The organism is Jeotgalibacillus proteolyticus (assembly GCF_002926065.1).
Lineage (GTDB): Bacteria > Bacillota > Bacilli > Bacillales > Jeotgalibacillaceae > Jeotgalibacillus > Jeotgalibacillus proteolyticus.
Genome location: NZ_PREZ01000006.1, coordinates 147,117 through 169,743, shown reverse-complemented (window position 1 = coordinate 169,743; position 22,627 = coordinate 147,117). Strand labels below are relative to the sequence as shown.

Sequence of the window (22,627 nt, the reverse complement as noted above, 5' to 3'; positions counted from 1 at the left end):
TTCGTAATTTTACTTAGCAGGGAAAGGATTTAAACTCAGTAATTGACTGGTACGGCTTCTTTTTTAAAAATGTATAGGATGATTTTCGTTCCTTTTCCTCTTTCACTTTCTATCTGCACGACCTGTTCACTGCCATTAAAAAGCCTTAGCCGCTGGACCACGTTTTTAAATCCGATTCCTGTGCTTTTTTCACTTGTAATTTCTCTTGCAGCCATCAGTTCATCGATTTTTTCATTTGATATCCCCGGACCGTCATCCTCCACCTCAATGATTACTCTGTCAGGCTCATTTTTTAGCCGAAACCAGATCGTGCCGCCGTGCTCACTAGGCTCAACTGCATGGATGATAGCGTTTTCAACAATGGGTTGAAGAGTTAAGCCGGGAATCAATGTATCGAGACCTGCTTCATCTATCTCATGAATAAAGGTGAGGCGATCTGTATATCTCGCTTTTTGAATGTGAATATATTGCTCGAGCACATAAATTTCCTCACGCAGCGCTGTCGGTCTGTCCATATGCCTTAAATTGTACCTAAGCAGATCAGCGATACTGACAAGAAGATCACTTGTTTCTGCAGATCCGTCCATATAGGCCTTTTTCGATAAGGTGTTTAAGGTGTTAAAAAGAAAATGCGGATTAATCTGGCTTTGCAGACTAAGCAGCTGGCTTTCCTTTAATAAGTATTTGCTTTCCTGAAGCTCAGCCTCTAATTTCGCTTTTTGTTTGGTTTCAATAAAGAGCTGATTTAAGTTACTTCTCATCTGCTCGAACGTTCCGGCAAGGATCGCCGTCTCATCCTTTGAATCGGATTCTATTTTTATATCGAATCGCCCCTTTGCCAGTTGTCTGGCAGAGTTCGTCAATTTTTCGAGCGGCTGAGTGATTCTGAGTGAGAACCAATAGGTGAAAAATAGCAGTAACAGAATAATGGAGATTAATAGCCATACACCGAGCTCATTCAGCTTTTCAGAGCGGTCAATAATCTCCCTGTACACGATGTCATAGGTTACGAGCTCCTTATCAATGACAGACAGCCTCATTTCTGATACATAATCTGCAATATGGAGCGCCTCATTGAGTGCTGTTTTTGCAGGCTCTGTTTCACCCGCAGCTTGAAAGTTGATGGCTCTTTCCGCCATCTCTACAAGACTCACTGTCAGATTCATATAATTCGTCAGCTCGGATGCATTTTCAGCGTTTCTGAAATCCGATACCTGTCCGTACAGGACGTTCATTCTGCTTTTATGGCGTTCAACGGTTCTGATATTCTCATCAGAAGGAGTTAACACATACGAATTGAGTGATCCAACCAGCTCCTGACTGACCATATTCAGTTCATTCATAATAAGATACCGCTCAAGTATTTGGTTATACTGATCCTGCATTTTTTGATTATAGTAGGTGAGAGACATCCAGATCACAACCATGATAATCAGCACAACAATCGCAAGGAGCCAGATTTTCTTCTGTAAATGCTTCATTGCGGCGCCGCATCCTTAATGATTCGTGTTTCGGTAAAATACCCTTCAATATCCAGAGGCACATTCTCTTTATCCAGCCACTCCTTCATTCGCTGAACGCTGATTTTGCCCATTTCCTGCGGAGATTGTTCAACGATTCCGTCAATTTTACCGCTTTCAAGTAATGCGTAAGCTTCCCGCTCCTCATCAAATGTATAAAGATAATAGGGATCAACCTTGCTTCTTGTTTCAATCTCAGTCACCAGATTTTGTGTGAAAGCAGCATTCACGGCGATATAGGCTTCTGTTTCAGGATAATAATTTAGCAGATCACTAATGGCTGAAATATCAGGGTTACTGTCGGCGCCAATTTTTGCTTCAATCGTTTCGATTTCAGAGTGGCCGTTCAGGTAGTTCTTTATGCCATCAAGACGCTGCTGCTGAAAATATTCCTGCTCGGCGTTCATCATCAGCACGACTTCTCCTTCTGGCCCCATGTCCTCGATCAATTGCGCTGCCAGTTGCTCTCCTGCTGAAAACTGGTTGGATCCCACATAGGTTTTGCGGAGACTTTCTTCTTTAGGAACATCATGTGCAACGGTAATAATCGGGATGCCGTAGGAGGCCGCCTTAAGCTTTGTGAGCTCCTTGAATTTTTCATGGTCAAGCCCCTGAACGATGATTCCATCAACCTTCGAATAAATGGCTATCTCGATTTTGCGGAGAAAGTCATCTCTGTTTGTTCCGTAAATCCCCGTGACATCCAAATCGACTCCAGCTATTTCTGCTTGTTCCTCAGCACCGGCTATCACCTCCACCCAAAATGGATGGTCCATTTCATTCATAATGAAGGCTACTCTTGGACGGTCAGGAGACTCCTTTGACTCAGCCGGCAAATGCCAATTCGTGTAAAACACAGCACCAGCAGCCTGAAATGTGGAATAAAATAAAAATCCTCCTAACCCGGCTGCCATGAGTGCAACGATTTTTCTCATAAAAGAGGGCATCTCCTTTTAGAAATGAATTAGTATTCAGTAAATTATAGCAAAGAAGGTAAAAGGAGTATATATATGTAAAAAAGGAATTCAGTCCATGTGGATAGCATACTGAATCGTTTGATCTGTACATAAGAGGGTAGATGGAATACAAATGGAAAACACCATTTCATATTTTTTAGAACCATCATCGAAGAAGTCTTCATAGGACTTACCATCAATGATAAAGGAGCGATTGATCATGTTTACTACTAACTTTTCACGTATTTATATAGATGGAGAATGGAGAAAGGGTAAGAGCGAGAAGACGGTGAAGAATGTAAATCCGCTTAATGGGGAAGAGCTGGTGACGATTCAGTCGGCTGATAAAGAGGATTTAAATGAAGCATACGAGGCTGCAGCCCGTGCACAAAAGGAATGGCAGAATGAGCTTCCTCAGAAGAAGCAGGAGGTTTTGGAAAAAGCCATCGCTGTCATGGAGGAGAATAAAGCCCTGATTGTTGACTGGCTGGTAAAAGAAGCCGGCAGTACAATCGTAAAAGCAGAGGTTGAATTTCAGGCATCCCTTGATATTACAAAAGAGTCGGTGCGATTCCCTTACAAAATGGAGGGAAAAATCTTTCCTTCGCAAATTCCAGGAAAAGAAAATAGGGTGTATCGGAATCCACTAGGCGTAATTGGGATCATCAGCCCATGGAATTTTCCGCTTCATTTAGCCATTCGTTCGATAGCCCCGGCCATTGCAACAGGCAACGGGGTCGTTATCAAACCGGCCACTGATACCCCGGTCACCGGCGGACTGATTTTTGCGAGTATTTTTGAAGCGGCAGGTCTGCCAAAAGGTTTGCTGAATGTTGTGGTAGGACGCGGCTCTGAAATTGGAGATGACATCGTCACACATCCAATCCCCCGTCTGATTTCCTTTACCGGCTCGACTGAAGTAGGGAAGCATATCGGAGAGCTTGCCGGGGGCAGCCTGAAGAAAACAGCGCTTGAGCTTGGCGGCAACAACGCGATGGTCGTCCTCGATGACGCGGATATTGACCAGGCTGTTGAGTCAGCATTGTTCGGGAAGTTTTATCACCAGGGGCAGATTTGTATGGCGCTTAACCGGATCCTCGTCCATCGGGATATCCAGGAGCAGTTTACGGACCGGTTCCTTGAGCTTGCCAGAAAGCTTACCTATGGTGACCCTGGAGATGAAAATACAGCTGTCGGCCCTTTAATCAATAACAAACAGGTGGAACGAATTTTAGAGGATGTGGAAGAAAGTGTTCAGCGGGGAGCAGAAATCCGCCTTGGCGGTCAGGCAGACGGCAATGTGCTTGAGCCGACTGTTTTAACAGGGGTAACGAATGAAATGCCGATCGCAGTTAATGAAATTTTCGGTCCTGTTGCCTGCATTATCCCATTTGACAGTGAAGAGGACGCCATTAAAATGGTCAACGATTATTCCTTTGGTCTTAGCGGATCCGTTCATACGTCAAACATTGAACGGGGAGCATCCTTCGCTCATAAGATTCATACCGGAATGATCCATGTTAATGATCAGTCTGTAAATGATGAGCCGCATGTACCGTTTGGCGGAGAAAAAGACTCTGGTCTTGGCCGCTTTAACGGAGAATGGGTGCTAGAGGAATTCACCACATTAAAATGGCTGTCCGTCCAGCACACACCGCGTGACTATGGACCATTTATAAATAAATTAAAATAATCAATTGAAGCAGGACCAATCAAATTATAAGAAAAGCACTTCAGCAACAGGTGAAAGCGCCTGGCTGGGGTGCTTTTTTTAGCTCATTCGAAGCAAGTAAGAGGGGGGATAGTGATGAGTGTTTCACGTGGAACAGTTTCTTTTTGGAGATTTAGAGGAAATCGTCATTTACTGGATGTTACTGCCATCATTAAACGTTCACAATCTACTTGAATAATCCGCCTTTTAAGATAGCGCTTACTATATACTTAATCTAATCGAACTTTTGGAGGAACAAATGATAAAATTAATGGCTGATTCTACATGTGACCTGTCCCACGAAGTACTTGACCTATACAACATAAGCCTGGCCCCATTAACTGTGAAAATTGAAGGGAACGTCTTCAGAGATCGGGTGGAGATTAAACCGGAGGAATTTTACGAGATGATGGACAAGCTTTCTGAATTCCCAACTACCGGAGCGCCAAGTCCAACGGAATATGTAGACATTTTGAAAGATGCCGTTGCAGAAGGACATACGGAGATTTTATGCATCTGTATGTCGAGCGGGACAAGTGCATCCTATCAGTCAGCTGAGCTTGCGAAGGACTACTTTTTTGAAGAAAATCCGGATTCATCGGTAAGAATTCATATTGTCGATTCAAAATGCATGAGCCATGGCAGTGGCTGGCTTCTTATAAAAAGTGCACTGATGAGAGAGCAGGGAGCGTCATTTGAGGAGCTCGTAGAATTTAACGAAACATACAAAACGAAAGTGAAGCATTTTCTCTCAGTTGACGACTTGAATCATTTAATCAAAAGCGGAAGAATCTCCAATGCCAGCGCCATGATTGGAAAATTTCTTTTGCTTAAGCCCATCATGACCATGAAGGACGGCAAAGGATCGGTCGTTGCAAAGGAAAGAGGACGTAAAAAAGTGCTCAAGCACTACGTCAATGAGTTTAAAAAGAGAATCGACAACGATATAACGGATTTCATTATTATTGGCTTTACCTCAGATCGAACAGTAGCTGAGACCCTTAAAGAAAAGGTGCAAGCAGAAACCGAATTTGCAGGAGAGATCCATGTGCTGCAAATGGGAGTCGCCGTCGGAACCCATGTAGGACTTGGAGCGATTTCGATGTTTTTTGTGGAGAAGCAGTAGTTTTAGAATAAAGAGAATCGGACAAAACGATCATTTTATAAACGTGAGGTGAACGAAGCAGAAGGGGGCGTCTCCAGCGGGAAGAAGCGGGAGCTTGAGATCCACTTGCTGAAAGCAAGTTAGCTCAAGCCCCGCCCCGCGGAAAGCGTCCCCCTGAAGCGCAGTGAACCGGGTTTAGGAGGGTGAGGTATATTTGTCCAACCCTCTTTAATTCAATTTAAATAATTGAAAAGAAAATGGGAACCAGTAAACTAAATAAAATTGATTGCATAAATGAGGTCCTTATATTTCCTCTTGACACCATAAATCAAATTAATTAAACTGTGTGTAACCGGTTACATCAACTCGATAGATTCTTTTAAAAGAAATTCCTCGAGAAAGAACCGTTTTTTATTTCATCATTCTGTAACCGGTTACATCTGGTTACCGGAAAAGGTTGGGAGACAGATGGCAACGATAAAAGAAGTGGCAAAAAAAGCTGGAGTATCCGTTGCTACGGTTTCCAGAGTTATAAATAACAAAGGCTATGTTCATGAGGATACTCGAAAAGCTGTAGATCAAGCGATAAAGGATCTGGGCTACAAACCAAATAGTGTTGCAAGAAGTCTTTATAAAAAAACATCCAAAACGATTGGCTTTTTAATTCCCGACATTACAAACCCGTTTTTCCCGCAGCTTGTGCGCGCGGTGGAGGATGTCATGTATCCAGCCGGCTATACGACCATTCTTTTTAACAGTGATGAAAACCTGGCTCATGAGCTTGAGTATATTGAAAAAATGACGTCCAAATATATTGATGGCTTTATTGTCGTTTCAAATACCCTTCAGTGGGAGCACCTTCAGGACGTAAACGTACCAATCGTTGCATTAGACAGGCATATTGATCAAAGGATTTCTTCTATTACAGTTGATAATTATGATGGCGCAAAAAAGGCCATCGAGTACATGCTGGATCGGGGCTGTAAACAGATTGCCCATTTAGAAGGGCCTGAAAATGTCCTTACATCGATGGAGAGAAAACGTGCATATGAGGATATGATGAATCAGCATGGCCTGCCAATTCTCTGTCATCAGGGACATTATGAATTAGCCCGGGGGATGGTGAGTACGATGCAGCTTTTATCGAATAATCCGAAGATTGACGGGCTCTTTGCCGCCAATGATGTAATGGCGATTGGCGCATTAAAAGCAGCAACAAAATTAGGAATACAGGTGCCTAAACAGCTTTCAATCATGGGGTTTGACGGAGTTGAATGGGGGACGACCGTTACCCCTGAGCTGACAACGATGGAGCAGCCTATCTATGAGATGGGAAAACGGGCAGCTGAGCTTTTACTAATGCAAATACAGGATTCACCGAATAAAATCGAGCATCATTTATTAAAAACCTCATTAAAAGTCAGACAGTCCGTTCAGTAAGGAGAGGGTTTTATGATTACAGTTGTAGGCAGCTTAAATATGGATCTTGTAACACAGGTGGAGCGGTTTCCGAAAAAAGGGGAGACGCTCCAGGGCACTTCTTTTACGACAATCTTTGGTGGGAAAGGAGCGAACCAGGCAGTAGCAGCTTCAAGGCTGGGGAGTGAAGTCGAGATGATGGGGAGAGTCGGAGATGATCCTTTTGGTCATTCTTATCTCACTTACTTAAAGCAGCAAAATGTCTTGTTATCTAATGTGGAACCGGTTACACATTTTCCGACCGGTACAGCAGCCATTACAGTTTCTGAGGATGATAACACGATTGTTATTGTCGGAGGAGCGAATGACGCCATGACTGCTGAAGAAGTGGAAAAAGGAAAATCAGTGATTGAACGGAGTTCCGTTCTGCTTGTACAGCTTGAAATTTCACAGAAAGCCGTTGAAAAAGCAATACGGCTTGGCAAAGAATCAGGAGTGATTGTTATTTTAAATCCTGCTCCATTTCAAGCCTTTCCTTCCCACTGGTGGGAGCTTGTTGACTATGTAACGCCGAATGAACATGAAGCGGCAGCATTAAGAGCCAGTGCAGATTTCCATTCTGATTTTGAGAAGAAGCTGATCATTACAGAAGGGGCAAAAGGAGCAAGCTACATGATTAATGGCAATCGGGAGCTGGTGAAGGCACCGGTAGTAAAGGTTGAGGATACAACAGGGGCCGGGGATACGTTCAATGGAGCACTGGCGTCAGGACTCGATCAGGGATTGCCTTTACAGGATGCTATTTCACGGGCAGTAGCGGCTGCAAGCCTTTCCGTTACAGCTCTAGGCGCTCAAACCGGCATGCCGGATAAAGAAGAGCTCCAAACTTTTATAAAGGGGCTGTCGTTATGAAGAAAAACGGTCCTTTAAACAGTGAACTAACAAAGGTACTTGCCGACTTGGGACATACAGATTCAATTGTTATCGCTGACTGCGGGCTGCCGATTCCTGATCACGTAAAAAAAATTGATCTTGCGTTGACGCTTGGAACACCGAGCTTTGAGGAGGTTTTAGCTGTCCTTAGAAATGAAATGGAAATTGAGAAAGCAACCGTCGCTTCTGAGATGAAGGAGTACAATCGGGAGCTTGCCCAACGAATTGATCAGGAATTTAACCAGTTGGTTAGCGTGGATCATGAAACATTTAAAGTTCGGACTCAACAGGCAAAAGCGATTATTCGAACCGGTGAGGCAACGCCTTATGCCAATATTATTCTTCATGCGGGGGTGATTTTTTGACTACTAAACCGATCATCACCATGACCAATATTCACAAATCTTTTTCTTCTGTCCATGTACTAAAGGGGGTAACCTTTGATCTTGTACCGGGAGAAATCCATGCATTAATGGGAGAGAATGGCGCAGGTAAATCCACTATGATGAAAATTCTCTCCGGAATTTATACGAAGGACAAGGGTGAGATCACATATAAAGGCGAGCAGGTTGAATTTAAAGGGCCAAAGCAGGCAGAAGAAGCTGGCATAACGGTAATTCACCAGGAGCTGAATATTATTCCGAATCTGACCGTTGCAGAGAATTTCTTTTTAGGCAAAGAAAAAACGATTGGCCGGTCCGGGATTATGAAGAACAAAGAAATGAACGAAGAAGCCAAGGCGTGGCTTATGGAGCTTGGAATTCAGCTGGACCCTCAAAAACCAGCTGCTGAGTGCTCAGTTGGCCAGCAGCAAATGATTGAAATCGCGCGGGCCGTTTCTACTAACAGTGAGGTACTCATAATGGATGAGCCGACAGCCGCCCTGACGAGTAAAGAAATCGATGTACTGTTTAATGTCATTGATGGATTAAGACGAAAAAATGTCGCGATTGTTTACATCTCTCACAGAATGGAAGAGATCTTTAAAATGTGCGACCGTATCACAGTTTTACGGGACGGGGCTTCCATCGGGACAAGGGAAATTAAGAAAACAAGCTTTCAGGAAGTCGTCAAAATGATGGTTGGCCGGGATCTTGGTGAACAGTTTCCTGAACGGACGAATAACCCCGGCAAGATACGCATGTCGGTGGAAGGGCTTTCAACGAAAACAGGCGTTCAAAATGCGAGCTTTACATTAAAACACGGGGAAATTCTTGGTGTTGCAGGTCTAATGGGAGCAGGAAGAACCGAGCTGATGCGGGCGATTTTTGGAGCTGATAAAAACACAAGCGGCACCATTACTTTGGACGGCAAAGCACTGGAGGCGCGGCACCCGCAAAAAGCAATCGAGGCGGGACTCGCTTTTGTGACAGAGGACAGAAAGGGAGAGGGACTCATTTTAAACCAAACCGTCCGTGAAAACCTGGCGACCTCCCAGCTTAAACGGCTTTCGAAATGGAGCATCCTTAATCGCAAAAAAGAACAGCAGTCAGCATCAGAATTAATTGAACGCCTGCGGATTAAAACCTCCAGCATGGAGCAGCCGGCAAAATCATTAAGCGGCGGGAATCAGCAAAAGATCGTCATCGGAAAATGGCTGGCAACAGAGCCAAAGGTATTAATCCTCGATGAGCCGACGCGCGGAGTAGATGTTGGAGCAAAAAAAGAGATCTATCAAATTATGAATGAGTTAACGAAAAAAGATGTCTCCATCATTATGGTGTCATCGGAACTGCCTGAAATTCTTGGAATGTCTGACCGGGTTCTTGTTATGCATGAGGGAACAGTTTCAGCCATTATCGACCGAACAGATGCCACTCAGGAACGGATTATGACGGCAGCGACTGGAGGAGAATAAAGATGAAAAATACAGGGTTATTTCAAAAGCTGGGTCCGTTCTTCGGACTGATATTAATCACCATTGTGTTAAGTATTTTAAGTCCAAGCTTTTTTGAGTTAAATAATATCCTCAATATTTTAAGACAGGTATCCATTAATGCACTTATTGCGTTTGGGTTAACCTTCGTAATTTTAACCGGGGGAATTGATTTATCAGTTGGCTCGATGCTTGCCCTTGGTGCTGCTTTAACAGCAGGTGCGATGACATCCGGAATTGATCCTATTATCGCCATCCTGCTTGGACTGATGATTGGTGCTGCAATGGGTGCGTTTAACGGCTTGATTATTACGAAAGGGAAGGTAGCACCCTTCATTGCTACATTGGCTACCATGACCATTTATCGCGGTCTAACCCTTGTGTATACAGATGGCCGGCCGATTACCGGGCTGTCTGATTCCTTTTCTTTTCAAATGATCGGTAAAGGCTATGTGCTTGGGATTCCATTCCCTGTCGTTACGATGTTTTTGGCATTTTTAGTTCTTTGGTTCATTTTGAAAAAGACGACATTTGGCCGCGGTGTTTACTCAATTGGTGGCAACGAAGAGGCTTCTCATTTAGCAGGGCTTCGTGTTGACCGCATTAAAATCGGGGTTTATACGCTCACAGGTATGCTAAGTGTGCTGGCAGGAATTATTTTAACCTCACGTTTGAACTCAGCTCAGCCAACAGCGGGAACTGCCTATGAGCTTGATGCGATTGCAGCAGTTGTATTAGGCGGCACAAGCTTAACCGGTGGCAGAGGCTGGATTTTTGGAACATTGATTGGTGCTCTGATTATCGGTGTGCTGAACAATGGTCTGAACTTAATGAATGTATCATCATTTTATCAGCAGGTGGTTAAAGGCGGCGTTATTTTACTGGCTGTATTATTAGACCGGAAAAAGGCTGCTTAACATAAACAACAAAGGGGAGAAGAAGAAATGAAAAAACGATCGATTTTTATTTTAATGCTTTTAATGACAATGGTTTTAGCGGCATGTTCACTTGATTCACCAGGGTCTGGCAATGGAAATGATGCAGATGGAGATTCAGGAGATTCAGAAGGAGATAAACGAATTGGATTTTCAATTTCAACCTTAAATAACCCGTTCTTTGTTACACTCGCACAGGGTGCAGAAGAAAAAGCAGAAGAGCTTGGCATGGACATTACAGTCGTTGATGCACAGGACGATCCGGCAAAGCAGGCAAGTGATATTGAAGATTTAATTCAGCAAGATGTGGACCTGATTCTCATCAACCCGACGGATTCATCGGCTATTTCTGCAGCGATTCAATCAGCTAACAGTGCAAACATTCCTGTCGTAACGGTTGACAGAAGTGCTGAAGGCGGAGAAGTGGTAGCACATATCGCTTCAGACAATGCTGAAGGCGGCAGGATGGCAGGAGAGTTTATCGTTGAAGAGCTTGGCGGGGAAGGTAAAGTCGTAGAGCTTGCAGGAATTTCAGGCTCATCAGCAGCACGTGAACGAGGACAGGGATTTAACGAAGCAATCGATGAAAGTGATCTGGAAGTCGTAGCGAACCAGACAGCCAACTTTGATCGTGCAGAAGGACTGCGCGTAATGGAAAACATTATTCAAAGCGGTGTGGAATTCGATGCAGTTTTCGCTCACAATGACGAAATGGCGCTTGGTGCAAGAGAAGCACTGGATTCAGCAGGAATGAGTGATGTGCTGGTCGTTGGGTTTGATGCAACGGATGACGCAGTAGCAGCTGTAGAAAACGGCAATATGGCCGCAACAGTTGCCCAAAAGCCGGATGAAATCGGCATGAGCTCAGTTGAGACTGCTCAATCCATACTTGATGGGGACTCAGTGGAAGAATTCGTTCCAGTTGAGCTTGAACTAGTAACCGAATAATTGAAATTCAAAAAGCCTTGCTTTGCATGAACACGTGCAGAGTGAGGCTTTTTCGATATAAACTAACTCATCCACGTCTGTTTCACTTCTTTGGTTTTCCATTCATTATTTTTGTAGTGAACGGTACCCTCAACTCCAACTGCTCCTAAACCTGAACGATATTTAGTACCCTCAAAAAATACTGTATTGTTAAACTTAAATTCAACCTTTTCTATTGTAAGTAATACACCGTCCAAGGATAATGTACCTGGGTCATAGAATCCCTTTTCTTTTAGCTGTTCAAATGTAGCATCCATTACATCAACTTGGTACTTTTCATTAAAATAGCTTAAAATTTCTTGTTTACTTTCTTCATCTACATCATCAAATTCACTCATATCAATGGCTATGAAGGCCATTTCATGACTTAGTGCTTCATCCTGCTCCATAATCGAATCCAATGCAGCAGTATAAATTTCTGCTAAATGTTCCTTAGGTTTTACTCCGGTATTACAAGATGAAAATAGTAAGCCAGCTATCAAAAGTAGAATACTAAAATACCTGAACTTCAACACCATCACCTCTTTTTTTGTGTCACTTTAAAAACTAACTTGCACCAATTTCGAGTTTTATTTTGCGTATAATTTTAAAGAGCCCAGCAACCTTTTATACTAAGGATTGCTGGGTTCTTTGTTATATATGAAATTTATGGGAGCTACCGACAATATGGTCAAATGTTAACTAAATGCTATGCCTTTAATTGGACTATCATGGTGACGTAACGAAATGCGTTAATATACGGTCTATCGCTTTTCCAATAGGATGCATGAAGAGATTAAGCATCAGCCCGGCTAAACAGACAGTCACTACAGTTCCGATACCAATGGGACCGTCCAATAGGATGGCAATGATCAAAAACACAAGGTAAATCAAAGTTCTTGAAACGAAAAGGTTGGTGCCGGTTATTTCCTTCAAGATTAGGGTTAACCGATCAACTGGAATTGGCGCAAAATTCGTGTGTAGATAAGTCGCAGTTCCTATTCCTATCAAAAGCAGACCAATCCCAAAGCAAACTGCTTGGCTCTGTGCTGAATCCAGCGTGGTTAAATCACCCAAAACAAAAAGCCAAAAATCAATTCCGATGCCTGTTATAACGGCTGTTATCAGTCCCAATACTTCCGGCTTTTCTCTGTTTAAAAGTGAATTGCAGCCAATCATCAGGACAGCCAGTATAATCTCCCAGCTCCCCACCGTAAAGCCCACATTTATAGATAAACCTACCAACACGGCATCAAAAGGCGATGTGCCAAGATCAGATTGGATGGTGAAAGCAATCCCCAGAGTCAACAGTAAAATCCCAATCACATAAAAAATATATTTCATTGCAATTCACTTCTTTGTTGGTATTTTTGTTGCAAATGCAACAAATTTAAGGTAGATTCAATATATACTATTTTTCATTGTATTTGCAATAAAAATTTTGATTGGAGAGATCATTGTGAAAGAGATTCTGCGCGAAATTGGCATGATAGCGAGGGCTTTGGATTCCATCAGTAACATCGAATTTAAAGAGTTCGACCTGACCAAGGGTCAGTATTTGTACGTGGTGCGAATCTGCGAGAACCCGGGAATTATCCAGGAACAGTTACTGGATATGATCAAAGTGGACCGATCCACTGCCACCCGTGCGCTACAAAAACTGGAAACAAACGGCTTTATAGAAAAACAAAACGATCCGGACAATAAAAAGAATAAAAGACTCTTTCCTACGGAAAAAGGGGAAATGGTATACCCTTTCATCAAAAGCGAGAATGTTTACTCCGGTCAAGTTGCCTTACAAGGTTTTTCCGAAGACGAAAAAGAAATTGCATTCAATCTGCTGCAGCGTATCCGGAAAAATGTCGAGAAGGACTGGGAGTTTGTTAAAAAAGGTAACAAGCGAAACTATTAAAGGATTGAAGGAGCGACCAACTATAATGACAACCATGATAAAAAGATGCACCCAAGAAGATCTACTTGAACTCCAAACAATCAGTATCACTACGTTTACTGAGACATTCAAGGATCAAAATTCACCTGAACACCTTCATGCTTATTTGGAAAAGGCATACGATTTAAAGCAACTGGAACGAGAAGTAGCCAATCCTTCTTCCCATTTCTTTTTTGTTTACTTCAGTGAAGAAGTAGCCGGATACCTCAAGGTCAATACCGATGATGCGCAGACTGAAGCAATGGGCAATGACTACCTTGAAGTTGAACGAATTTATGTAAGAAAGACATTCCAAAAACATGGACTTGGCAAACTGCTGCTAAATAAAGCATGCGAAATTGCGCTGGAACAGCACAAAAAGAGCATCTGGCTGGGCGTTTGGGAAGCAAATGAAAATGCCATCGCCTTCTATCAGAAAAAAGGATTTGTCCAAAAGGGCTCCCACTCTTTCTTTATGGGCGATGACGAGCAAGTGGATTTAATCATGGTTAAAACATTCTAAAAAATTTGTGAAAGGCGTGATCTTATGTATATTCCAAAACATTTCAAAGTCAGTGACGCGGAAGAAATCCGGGAATTTGTTCAACAGAATTCATTCGCAACGCTCGTCACCACGAAAAAAGGGAAACCCATCGCGACACACTTGCCAATGCAATTAATAAAAGAAAATAATGATTACTATATAACTGGGCATATGGCTTATGGCAACCCTCAGTGGCGGACATTCGTCGACTCTGAAGATGTGTTGGTTATGTTTCAAGGGCCTCATGCCTACATCTCCTCTTCCTGGTATGAACAGGAAAATGTTCCAACCTGGAACTATCAGGCTGTCCATATATATGGACCTGCGCGCATTTTAGAGGTTGAAGAATTGAAACAGGACCTGGCACAATTACTTCAACAATACGAGAAACACCGCGAAAATCCTGTTTTGTGGGACAAGCTCTCCCCTTCTTTATTGGAAAAAGAATTGAAAGGGATTGTTGGATTTAAGATTAAGGTTAGAGAAGTTCAGGCTGCATATAAATTAAGCCAGAACCGAAATGAAAGAGATTATCTAAATATCACCGAGCAATTAAAGAAAGAAGGAAATCCAGATTCAAAACAAATGGCCGAATTGATGCAACAGAGATCGAATACCCAACTATAAACCAGACCAGATCAGAAAATAGAGCTATCGTTTTGAATTGATTTTTCAAAACGGTAGCTTTTACTATTGCGTGAAGATATTGAAATGAGGGTTTTAGAGTTTATTGATTCAAAAACAACTAAAAAATGCTTAAAAGACCGTTCGCAAATGTAGCAAGACACTTTGCGAACGTTCGCTATTTTTATACGCTCTTACAAAATCTATTTATGTAGAAGAAACAGCATCAAATTATGTCATTGTGGGCCACGGTGACACTTATTATGATTTCATCACTTGGCAAAGGAGGTCCGGTCAAAGAAATTTATTCAACTTTGAATCGTACACTTGCTTTCTCTGTTCCAAAACTCGTCCTTTTCTGGACACGTTGTCGGTTGATTTGAAAACAATCTTTTTTGATGTGTTTCGTGTCACAAAACTCTGTACATTATTCTATGTTCACTAACCATCTTACTTTCATCTTATGGTACAATCAAATCATGGAAAAAGACGAAAGAGTGATTGGATGTTAATAGGATATGCACGAGTTTCAACAGGATTACAAAATTTGGATTTACAAATGGATGCGCTAACAGCTTACGGATGTGATAAAACTTTTCAAGACAAAATGAGTGGAACGAAAAAGCAACGTCCGGGTTTAGAAGAAGCGATTAATTATGCACGTGAAGGAGATACGATTGTCGTTTGGCGATTGGATCGCTTAGGACGAAACATGCAGGATTTGATTCAACTTGTAAATACATTAAATGAACGGGGGGTTGCCTTCCACAGTTTACAGGAAAATTTGACGATGGATAAACGCAGTGCAACTGGACAATTGATGTTCCACTTGTTCGCCGCATTTGCGGAATTTGAACGGAACTTGATTGAGGAACGTTCAGCTGCCGGTCGGACAGCTGCCAGAGCGAGAGGGCGTCTTGGTGGACGACCGGAGAAGTTTGGAACAAAAGACATTGAAATGATGCGTTCTTTGATTCAAAATGGTACACCGATTAAAGATGTGGCTGAAAAATGGAATGTTTCTCGAACCACCATTTATCGTTATTTGGAAAAACAGTAAATCGGAAAGGTTGCTGCTTATGCAGAACGTACCACCTCCTTTAACTGGCTCTTCAGAAGAACAGCGACAAACAGCCATGGCCAAGTATCAAATCATTGCACCCTATCTTCAATCCGAGAAAACATTGACGAGTATTGCAGACGAAACAGGCATTGCGAAAAGAACGTTGCATTATTGGGTTCAAGGTTACGACCAGTTCGGATTGAAAGGATTAATCCGAAAGACAAGAAGCGATTCAGGTTCTGTACAGCTAGATCCCGAAGTAATCAAAGCGATTGAACGATTGATTTTAAAGTACAGAAGAAATTCACTGACCTCCATCCATCGAATGATCTGTGGGCAATGCCAGGAAAAAGGCTGGCAACAACCAAGTTATTATCAAGTGGACAAAATTTCAAAGTCGCTCTCGGATAGTTTGAAAGTATTGGCCCATCAAGGTCAAAAAGCATATGAAAACCAGTTTGATTTAATCCATCGCAGAGAAGCCAGCTACCCCAATGAAATTTGGCAAGCCGACCATACTCTGCTCGATATTTTGGTATTAAATGAAAAAAGAAAGCCAGAGCGACCTTGGTTAACCGTTATCTTAGACGAGTTTAGTTGTGCTGTAGCCGGTTACTATGTCACTTTCCAAGCCCCCTCAGCTATTCAAACAGCACTTGCGTTGCATCAGGCTATTTGGCGAAAACAAAACAAAGACTGGTCCATCTGCGGGATTCCCGAACAATTTTATACGGACCATGGCAGTGACTTTACATCGAATCACTTGGAGCAAGTAGCAATTGACTTGAAAATTAATCTGGTGTTCTCGGCCATTGGAAAGCCTAGAGGAAGAGGGAAAATCGAACGCTTCTTTTTAAGTATCAACCAGTTGTTGCTGCAAGATTTGCCGGGTTATTTGGGGAATGGGATTCAAGCGAAACTTCTGACGTTAAATAAGCTTGAAGAAAAAGTTGGAGAGTTTATAGTTTACAATTATCATCAACGAATCCACAGTACAACAAAAAAGGAACCAATTCTTATGTGGAATGCTGACGGCTTTTTGCCGAATATGCCTGAGAGTTTAGAAAGCCTTGATTTACTGCTACTGCATGTTGCCAAAGCCAGAAAAGTTCACTCAGACGGGATTCACTTTCAAGCCTTGCGCTTCATTGACCCTAATCTTGCTGCTTATGTTGGGGAATCGGTGGTGATTCGTTACGATCCACGAGATCTTGCTGAAATTCGAGTTTTTTATGAAAATCGTTATTTATGTACAGCCATTTGTCCGGAAATTGCTGGGTATACAGTCAACCTCAAGGAAATTGTATCTGCTCGAAATCAGCGGAGACGTATGTTAAAAGGGGAGCTCAAACCGAAGACGACTGTTATTGAAGATATTGTGCAGTCTAAACAAACTGTAGAAGAAGATGCTGGAAATCCTGTCCCACTCAAGTCAAACTTGAAGAGGTATTTCAATGAATAATACATCGACTTTTATTGAAACAAAGGAATATAAGCGTTTTGCTGAATTCTGTGATGCCTGTATCAAGTATCGCTATATGGGCGTTTGTTACGGTTTGCCTGGAGTGGGAAAGACTCTTTCCTCTCGCTATTACGCGAATTGGGATTACTTAGAGAAGCAAATCAGTTATCGGCACAGCGAATCCATTGGCGTTCATGCAGATGAAAAAATTTTCGATTGCCATACGCTTTTTTATACTGCACCTGCAGTCAGTGCTTCTAGAATGACAAACGAAATTGGCTTAATAGACAGCAAATTAAATATGGTGAAGGCTGTCTATCAATCTATGGTTACTGAAGAAGAGCCGCAATTTACGGTCAATTCTTTCGAGGGCATTAATTTGCTTATAATAGATGAAATCGATCGTTTAAAGCTACAAAGTTTAGAGTAACTTCGGGATATTTATGACCAAAACGACATAGCGATCATATTTATTGGCATGCCGGGTATTGAAAAAAGGTTGTCACGTTATCCTCAACTGTACTCCAGAATTGGATTTGCTCATGAGTTTGACCGATTAAGCAAAGATGAAACGCACCATTTGTTGACCTACAAATGGCAAGAGCTTGGCTTACCTATTAAACTGGAGGACTTCTCAGACTACGAAGCTTTAGCGAGCATAATCAAAATTACTAATGGAAATTTCCGACTCATTCAACGGCTATTTTCACAAATTGAAAGAATCCTGGAAATCAACCAGCTTTCTTCAATTACAACGGAAGTAGTCGAAGCTGCGCGTGACAGCCTGGTTATCGGTGTTAAATAAACTCAAAAGCTATCCTCCCTCTTTTGTGGGAAGATAGCTTTTTTATGCAAAATAACACTTAAAAACGCTGCAAATTAAAACTTAAATTTACACTTTTTTTGATTAGACGGTGTAGTTGTCGATCTGTTTCAAAAATAGTGTAATAAAGAGCAGCAATTTCAGTTAGCCTCTTTAGCTGCCAGCCGTTCCCGAGCTGAATCCTTCTTCTCAGAAACAGACATATGATTCATTGCTTTCCCTAACCCGTAATGGGGCATATTCACAAAAACAGATTCATATTCGCTTCCTTTAACCTGGTACGTTTCATGATAAATACCTACACCATTATTGTTTCTGGTCTTCTTATTAAAATTCATCCAGGCCTTTAAATGCTTATCGTTTCGAGCGTAGGCAAGCAGATCATCTGCAGAGCGCCAATATTGAATCATCGCAGTTGTTCTGAGACCAAAATAGCTTTCCATAGATAAAAAGCCTACTTCCTCCTTATTCATATAAAGCTCCCTGATCATGCCGGGCATGGCCATAAAAACCGGTCCCCATTTGTGAACAGCAAGCGGTTTGTTAATTCTCATGCCAATAATGAAAACGACCATATCTTCTGTGTTCTCTGTTGTGAAACGACCGTTAAAGGTTGAATTTCCCATCCTTATTCCTCCTTTGAGTTTAGCTTGGTATAGGTGTGATCACACCATTCAATTGCAGCTCCGGTCACCCGTTTTCCATAATCCAATGTAATTAGCCAATACAGGGCGTCTTTATGTGTACTGCTGTGTTCGTTAATCCCCTGCTCGATCGCCTCGTATGTCCGGTATCGCTCCTCCAGTTTTTGTTTATAACCAGTCATAAGGGCAAGCGAGCTTTCTTTCGATTGATATTGTCCAAAAAACAGCTTTAACAAAAGTTCATTTTTCTCTGAAGGAATCTGTACAGTTGGCTCCTCAAGCCAGACCTTTAGCGTGTCAATTCCTTTCGGTGTAAGAAAATACTCCTGCCGATCCGGCTTTCCTTCAGTCGAGGCAGTCTGAACCTCTGCCAGCCCATCCTGCACAATCAATTTGAGTGTTGGATAGATCTGTCCATAGCTGATTTTCCAGAAATGGTTCAAACTATTGTCGATTAATTGCTTTATAGCGTACCCTGTTTTGCATTCTGTAGTGAGGATACCTAAGATGGCGTAGGTTGTGTGGGTATAGGTTTTCAATACAATCATCCTATCTTTTAGATATATATCATTTAGATATATGGTAAAGTAAGAAAAAGAAAATTGCAAGAAAAATTAAAATCTTTAAGGAAGGAAGGATGATTAATGAGACAAATCATTGCTATGGGAGGAGGAGGGTTTTCAATGGAGCCGGAAAACGCTCTGCTGGACAAGTACATACTGAACCAGACTGAAAATGAAAAACCCAGGATCTGCTTTATTCCCACTGCCAGCGGAGATTCAGACCACTATATTTCGAGATTTTATCAATTTTTTAAAGAACAGCCATGCGAGCCTTCCCATCTTTCTTTATTTAACCCGCCAACCAGAAACCTGGAAGGCTACATTTTAGAGAAGGATATACTCTATGTTGGCGGTGGCAACACGAAAAACATGCTTGCTCTTTGGAAGGAATGGGGACTGGACTATATTTTGAAAAAAAGCGTGGGAGCAGGGAGTTGTATTAGCGGGAGTAAGCGCGGGTGCTATTTGCTGGTTTGAACAGGGGGTAACGGATTCATTTGGTGATGAACTCTCCCCATTGGACTGCTTAGGCTTCTTAAAAGGAAGTCATTGTCCACACTTTGACGGTGAACCTACTAGACGGCCAGCCTATCATTCTCTAATCAGCACCGGGAAAATGAAAGCGGGGATAGCAGCTGACGACGGCGCAGCGATTCATTATATTGATGGTTACCTACATAAAATTATAAGCTCGAGACCAAATGCAAAAGCCTACAATGTTTATGGTCAGGAGCGGGTGGAGGAAGTAGAGCTGGAGACAGAATTTCTAGGAAAATAGAAGAATTTGAAGAATTTGCCTAAAACCTCTCTTTAACGTAACATGAGGGTAACTTTACAACGAATTAAGGGAGGAGGTTCTAACATGCAATCAGTTTTAGATATTGTACGTGCCGTATTACCTCTGCTCATAGTCGGTGGAATTGTTGTATTCGTCATTAAAAGACTAGAGCATAAATACAAGAACGGCACCTTGGGTAAGAAAGAATCTGAAAGTGCTCAAATTTGGTTAGACAGTTCCATACCGTTGGGAATGCTTTTCGGTTGTTCAGCGGGTCTGGTTTTTTCGATGTTTACCCCATTCTCTCTTTTGTCAGGTATTAGTATAGGAGCAGGGATTGGCTATTTGTTTGGGTATTTTGCTTATGAGTTTTTCAGCAGGGAAGAGGAGAATTATTCGTAATCTTTATCTTTTCTAAGCAGGTAATCTAACGGAACTACTGTTTAGAAGGTTGAGACATAGTTGTCCCAGCCTTTTTTTGTTTCTTCATCTTAAAAGTCTTCTCTAAAAGCCTCCCTGATTCCTTCCAAAATAAAATCTCCAAACAATAGACCTATAATCATCATGATCATAACGATAACAATGATGCTCCCAAAAAGTATGGTAACGATTTTGCCCTGTTTTCTTTTCAAGAAACCTCATCCCTTCCGAAAGAATCTATCAATACTATGTTTCCTTGCTATCTCAATTTTATAGTTAAATCATCCATATTCTTTATTAAGAACATGATAGAATTCAATAAAGAACAACTATTGATTACTATTACATACTTTTTAAGGAAAGTCATCTTAATTAGAAGATAGGGGTGTCAGATGAATGGGGAAGGCACAGGCGAATTTCAGGAGGGTAAATGGTCTGTTAGATGGGAATGTGTCGGTCATTTTAGATTTCATCCGGGGGATATCAGCTATTTTAGTGGTAATGGAGCATTTAAGCTCTAGGTTGTTTGTAGGCTATGGAAATGTTGAAGCTCCTTCGATGTTTGTCCAGGCGCTTTATCTGTTAAATATTTTAGGAGGTCCATCTGTTATTATCTTCTTTGTTCTTAGCGGCGTGTTTATTTCAAGATCCGTTTTAAAAGCCGTTTACGAGGATAAGTGGTCCTGGAAATCCTATTTAATTAACCGCTGTGCCCGCCTTATGACAGTGCTCGTTCCTGCATTAATGTTAACCTTTATTCTCGATAGCATTGCAGGAGCTTATTTTGGCTATAGCACTTATGAAAGCCTGTATCAAAATGCGATCGCCTTTCTTGGAAACCTGTTTTTCCTGCAAAATATCACTGTCGGCGTATATGGATCGAATGCGCCTCTTTGGAGCTTAAACTATGAATTTTGGTACTATATGCTTTTTCCTCTGCTCTTTTTATTATTTAGCAGACAGGGAAGGGTGGCTAAGTTCATTTACATAGGAATTGCTTTGTTCATTATTCTTTCTATTGGAACACGAATGAATTCATACTTTTTCGTCTGGTTAATTGGTTCGGCTGTTCTGTTTTTACCTGGAATCAATTTGCTGAAAAACAGGTTCGTTCTAATCCTTGCGACATTATTCCTGCTTGGGGCGATGGCTCTCAGACCGTTAGTCATGACAGGAAGGTTCTTCACGAATGGGTGGACAACGGATTTGTTTTTTGTCGATCTGATCGTAGGAATTGCTTTTGGCTTCTTTGTCTATACTTTAATGCACTCGACTTCACATGCAATCAAAAAAATGTCATTTAGATCCTTCAGTCAATTTGCAAAGCTTCTTGCAGGCTTTTCTTTCAGCCTTTATCTGATTCATTATCCGATCATTAACACGGTATATTACTGGGCGAATCAAAATGGTTTCACAGGCCTTCAGCCGGGTGCCGCGGCGATCGGAGCTGAAATTGTTCTTGTAGCGCTTATTTGTTTAGCTGCCTATTTCTTTTCAAGAGTCACCGAGGCTCATACCTCAACCATCCGGAGATTCATAGCAGCCAAATTAACGCTGAAAAACCGCCAGCCGGAGATGGTTATACCGAAACCAAAACCGAAAATTACAGGATAATCTTTTAAAATGAGGGTGTTCAAAGCAAGCAGGAGGAAAGTCATTATTGAGGATATGATTTCACAAAGAAGAACCCTATTTGGAGCTTTCAAACGGGGTTCTTCATTATTTCCAGACCTGGTTTTCCTTCATCAAATCCTCAACAGCAGGTATATCAGCCGGCGCCCATACTAGTGAGGATAAGTTTTTTCTAGGCAGCCAGATAAGCTGATCATGCTCAGTTGCGACCGGTGTTCCGCTTATCAGCTCTGCTCTAAGACAAATCAGGTGAATAATAAATGTATCGTATTCGTGTACATGTTCATTCATAATCTCATATGCTTTAATTTCACAGTGCAATTCCTCACAAATTTCTCTTTCTAACGCTTCTTGAAGGCTTTCTCCTTCTTCGACCTTCCCGCCAGGAAATTCCCACTTATTCGGTATGAGCATGCTTGTTGAACGAAGCGCGCACAGAATTTCGTTCTTTTCATTCTCAATGACCGCCGCCACTACCTTTACTCGCTTTTTCATTTCTGCCACTCCTATAACGGAACCAATTTTCTCTATCGTAACATGACGATCCCGTGTTAATAGTCTTTTCTAAAAACACCCCTGAAAAATGAAATTAGAAGTAATTGAATCATAGCATTCAAAAATTAAATTTAGACAAATCACATTAATTGAGGTATATTTAGAGGAACACTTGTTCTGTTTCGGGGAATTTAAAGGAGAAATGATGAAAAAATATATTTTGAATTT

General features: G+C 41.8%; 25 protein-coding genes and 1 pseudogene. 18 read left to right on the top strand and 8 right to left on the bottom strand.

Annotated elements, in window-relative coordinates; genetic code table 11:
• Positions 1–35: 35 nt before the first annotated feature.
• Together C4B60_RS16315 and C4B60_RS16310 are read right to left on the bottom strand one after the other, a co-directional pair.
• On the bottom strand, positions 36–1,481 hold the full coding sequence (locus C4B60_RS16315) for a sensor histidine kinase (protein WP_104059096.1): 1,446 nt from the start codon (positions 1,479–1,481) through the stop codon (positions 36–38).
• Positions 1,478–2,455: a sugar ABC transporter substrate-binding protein gene (locus C4B60_RS16310; RefSeq protein WP_104059095.1), complete on the bottom strand. Its 978-nt coding sequence runs from the start codon at positions 2,453–2,455 to the stop codon at positions 1,478–1,480. The genes C4B60_RS16315 and C4B60_RS16310 overlap by 4 nt, the downstream gene beginning before the upstream one ends.
• A gap of 241 nt (positions 2,456–2,696) precedes the next feature.
• On the opposite strand from C4B60_RS16310, the gene C4B60_RS16305 reads away from it, so the two are divergent.
• The 8 genes from C4B60_RS16305 (at position 2,697) to rbsB (ending at position 11,403) form a co-directional block, all read left to right on the top strand.
• Positions 2,697–4,169 carry an aldehyde dehydrogenase family protein gene (locus tag C4B60_RS16305; protein WP_104059094.1) on the top strand — a complete coding sequence of 491 codons (1,473 nt, stop codon included), beginning with the start codon at positions 2,697–2,699 and terminating at the stop codon, positions 4,167–4,169.
• A gap of 277 nt (positions 4,170–4,446) precedes the next feature.
• The gene (locus C4B60_RS16300) at positions 4,447–5,313 is read left to right on the top strand and encodes a DegV family protein (RefSeq protein WP_104059093.1); all 867 of its coding nucleotides are present in this window, start codon (positions 4,447–4,449) and stop codon (positions 5,311–5,313) included.
• A gap of 447 nt (positions 5,314–5,760) precedes the next feature.
• Positions 5,761–6,732, top strand: coding sequence for a LacI family DNA-binding transcriptional regulator (locus C4B60_RS16295; RefSeq protein WP_104059092.1), 972 nt, complete (start codon positions 5,761–5,763; stop codon positions 6,730–6,732).
• Between the two features lie 12 nt (positions 6,733–6,744).
• Positions 6,745–7,623, top strand: coding sequence for a ribokinase (rbsK, locus tag C4B60_RS16290; protein WP_104059091.1), 879 nt, complete (start codon positions 6,745–6,747; stop codon positions 7,621–7,623).
• Positions 7,620–8,009, top strand: coding sequence for a D-ribose pyranase (rbsD, locus tag C4B60_RS16285; RefSeq protein ID WP_104059090.1), 390 nt, complete (start codon positions 7,620–7,622; stop codon positions 8,007–8,009). The genes rbsK and rbsD overlap by 4 nt, the downstream gene beginning before the upstream one ends.
• 20 nt (positions 8,010–8,029) lie before the next feature.
• Complete coding sequence (locus C4B60_RS16280) at positions 8,030–9,502, top strand: sugar ABC transporter ATP-binding protein (protein ID WP_104059214.1); 1,473 nt, start codon at positions 8,030–8,032, stop codon at positions 9,500–9,502.
• A 2-nt stretch (positions 9,503–9,504) separates the two neighbouring features.
• Entirely contained in the window at positions 9,505–10,437 is a 933-nt protein-coding gene (locus C4B60_RS16275) for an ABC transporter permease subunit (protein ID WP_104059089.1), read from the top strand.
• A gap of 27 nt (positions 10,438–10,464) precedes the next feature.
• Positions 10,465–11,403 carry a ribose ABC transporter substrate-binding protein RbsB gene (rbsB, locus tag C4B60_RS16270; RefSeq protein ID WP_104059088.1) on the top strand — a complete coding sequence of 313 codons (939 nt, stop codon included), beginning with the start codon at positions 10,465–10,467 and terminating at the stop codon, positions 11,401–11,403.
• 62 nt (positions 11,404–11,465) lie between these two features.
• On the opposite strand, the gene C4B60_RS16265 is transcribed toward rbsB, so the two are convergent.
• Both C4B60_RS16265 and C4B60_RS16260 read right to left on the bottom strand, forming a co-directional pair.
• On the bottom strand, positions 11,466–11,960 hold the full coding sequence (locus C4B60_RS16265) for a peptide ABC transporter substrate-binding protein (RefSeq protein ID WP_245154020.1): 495 nt from the start codon (positions 11,958–11,960) through the stop codon (positions 11,466–11,468).
• Between the two features lie 190 nt (positions 11,961–12,150).
• Complete coding sequence (locus tag C4B60_RS16260) at positions 12,151–12,765, bottom strand: YczE/YyaS/YitT family protein (RefSeq protein ID WP_104059086.1); 615 nt, start codon at positions 12,763–12,765, stop codon at positions 12,151–12,153.
• 115 nt (positions 12,766–12,880) lie between these two features.
• Between C4B60_RS16260 and C4B60_RS16255 the strand changes: the two genes are divergently transcribed.
• The 7 genes from C4B60_RS16255 to C4B60_RS21990 all read left to right on the top strand — a co-directional run bounded on the left by C4B60_RS16255 (position 12,881) and on the right by C4B60_RS21990 (position 17,849).
• Positions 12,881–13,333 (top strand): MarR family winged helix-turn-helix transcriptional regulator, encoded by a 453-nt coding sequence (locus tag C4B60_RS16255; protein ID WP_104059085.1) that lies wholly within the window; start codon positions 12,881–12,883, stop codon positions 13,331–13,333.
• 25 nt (positions 13,334–13,358) lie between these two features.
• Positions 13,359–13,874, top strand: coding sequence for a spermidine/spermine N(1)-acetyltransferase (gene paiA, locus C4B60_RS16250; protein ID WP_104059213.1), 516 nt, complete (start codon positions 13,359–13,361; stop codon positions 13,872–13,874).
• A gap of 24 nt (positions 13,875–13,898) precedes the next feature.
• A complete protein-coding gene (locus C4B60_RS16245) occupies positions 13,899–14,522 on the top strand; it encodes an FMN-binding negative transcriptional regulator (protein ID WP_104059084.1) in 624 nt (207 codons plus the stop codon).
• Positions 14,523–15,024: 502 nt separating this feature from the next.
• A complete protein-coding gene (locus tag C4B60_RS16240; RefSeq protein ID WP_104059083.1) occupies positions 15,025–15,579 on the top strand; it encodes a recombinase family protein in 555 nt (184 codons plus the stop codon).
• Positions 15,580–15,598: 19 nt separating this feature from the next.
• A complete protein-coding gene (locus C4B60_RS16235) occupies positions 15,599–17,044 on the top strand; it encodes a Mu transposase C-terminal domain-containing protein (RefSeq protein ID WP_104059082.1) in 1,446 nt (481 codons plus the stop codon).
• On the top strand, positions 17,037–17,474 hold the full coding sequence (locus C4B60_RS21995) for an AAA family ATPase (protein ID WP_425331173.1): 438 nt from the start codon (positions 17,037–17,039) through the stop codon (positions 17,472–17,474). Before C4B60_RS16235 ends, C4B60_RS21995 begins: the two co-directional genes overlap by 8 nt.
• 48 nt (positions 17,475–17,522) lie before the next feature.
• Complete coding sequence (locus C4B60_RS21990) at positions 17,523–17,849, top strand: TniB family NTP-binding protein (protein ID WP_425331172.1); 327 nt, start codon at positions 17,523–17,525, stop codon at positions 17,847–17,849.
• A gap of 158 nt (positions 17,850–18,007) precedes the next feature.
• On the opposite strand, the gene C4B60_RS16225 is transcribed toward C4B60_RS21990, so the two are convergent.
• Positions 18,008–18,493 (bottom strand): DUF4188 domain-containing protein, encoded by a 486-nt coding sequence (locus C4B60_RS16225; protein WP_104059081.1) that lies wholly within the window; start codon positions 18,491–18,493, stop codon positions 18,008–18,010.
• Positions 18,494–18,495: 2 nt separating this feature from the next.
• Positions 18,496–19,050: a PadR family transcriptional regulator gene (locus tag C4B60_RS16220; protein WP_104059080.1), complete on the bottom strand. Its 555-nt coding sequence runs from the start codon at positions 19,048–19,050 to the stop codon at positions 18,496–18,498.
• Between the two features lie 105 nt (positions 19,051–19,155).
• Between C4B60_RS16220 and C4B60_RS16215 the strand changes: the two are divergent.
• Positions 19,156–19,852, top strand: a pseudogene (locus C4B60_RS16215) (Type 1 glutamine amidotransferase-like domain-containing protein).
• Between the two features lie 84 nt (positions 19,853–19,936).
• Positions 19,937–20,254, top strand: coding sequence for a hypothetical protein (locus C4B60_RS16210; RefSeq protein ID WP_104059079.1), 318 nt, complete (start codon positions 19,937–19,939; stop codon positions 20,252–20,254).
• A gap of 89 nt (positions 20,255–20,343) precedes the next feature.
• On the opposite strand, the gene C4B60_RS21535 is transcribed toward C4B60_RS16210, so the two are convergent.
• A complete protein-coding gene (locus tag C4B60_RS21535; protein WP_167578688.1) occupies positions 20,344–20,484 on the bottom strand; it encodes a hypothetical protein in 141 nt (46 codons plus the stop codon).
• Between the two features lie 184 nt (positions 20,485–20,668).
• On the opposite strand from C4B60_RS21535, the gene C4B60_RS16205 reads away from it, so the two are divergent.
• The gene (locus C4B60_RS16205) at positions 20,669–21,886 is read left to right on the top strand and encodes an acyltransferase family protein (RefSeq protein ID WP_104059078.1); all 1,218 of its coding nucleotides are present in this window, start codon (positions 20,669–20,671) and stop codon (positions 21,884–21,886) included.
• Between the two features lie 105 nt (positions 21,887–21,991).
• On the opposite strand, the gene C4B60_RS16200 is transcribed toward C4B60_RS16205, so the two are convergent.
• Positions 21,992–22,399, bottom strand: coding sequence for a (deoxy)nucleoside triphosphate pyrophosphohydrolase (locus tag C4B60_RS16200; protein ID WP_104059077.1), 408 nt, complete (start codon positions 22,397–22,399; stop codon positions 21,992–21,994).
• Positions 22,400–22,627: the final 228 nt, after the last annotated feature.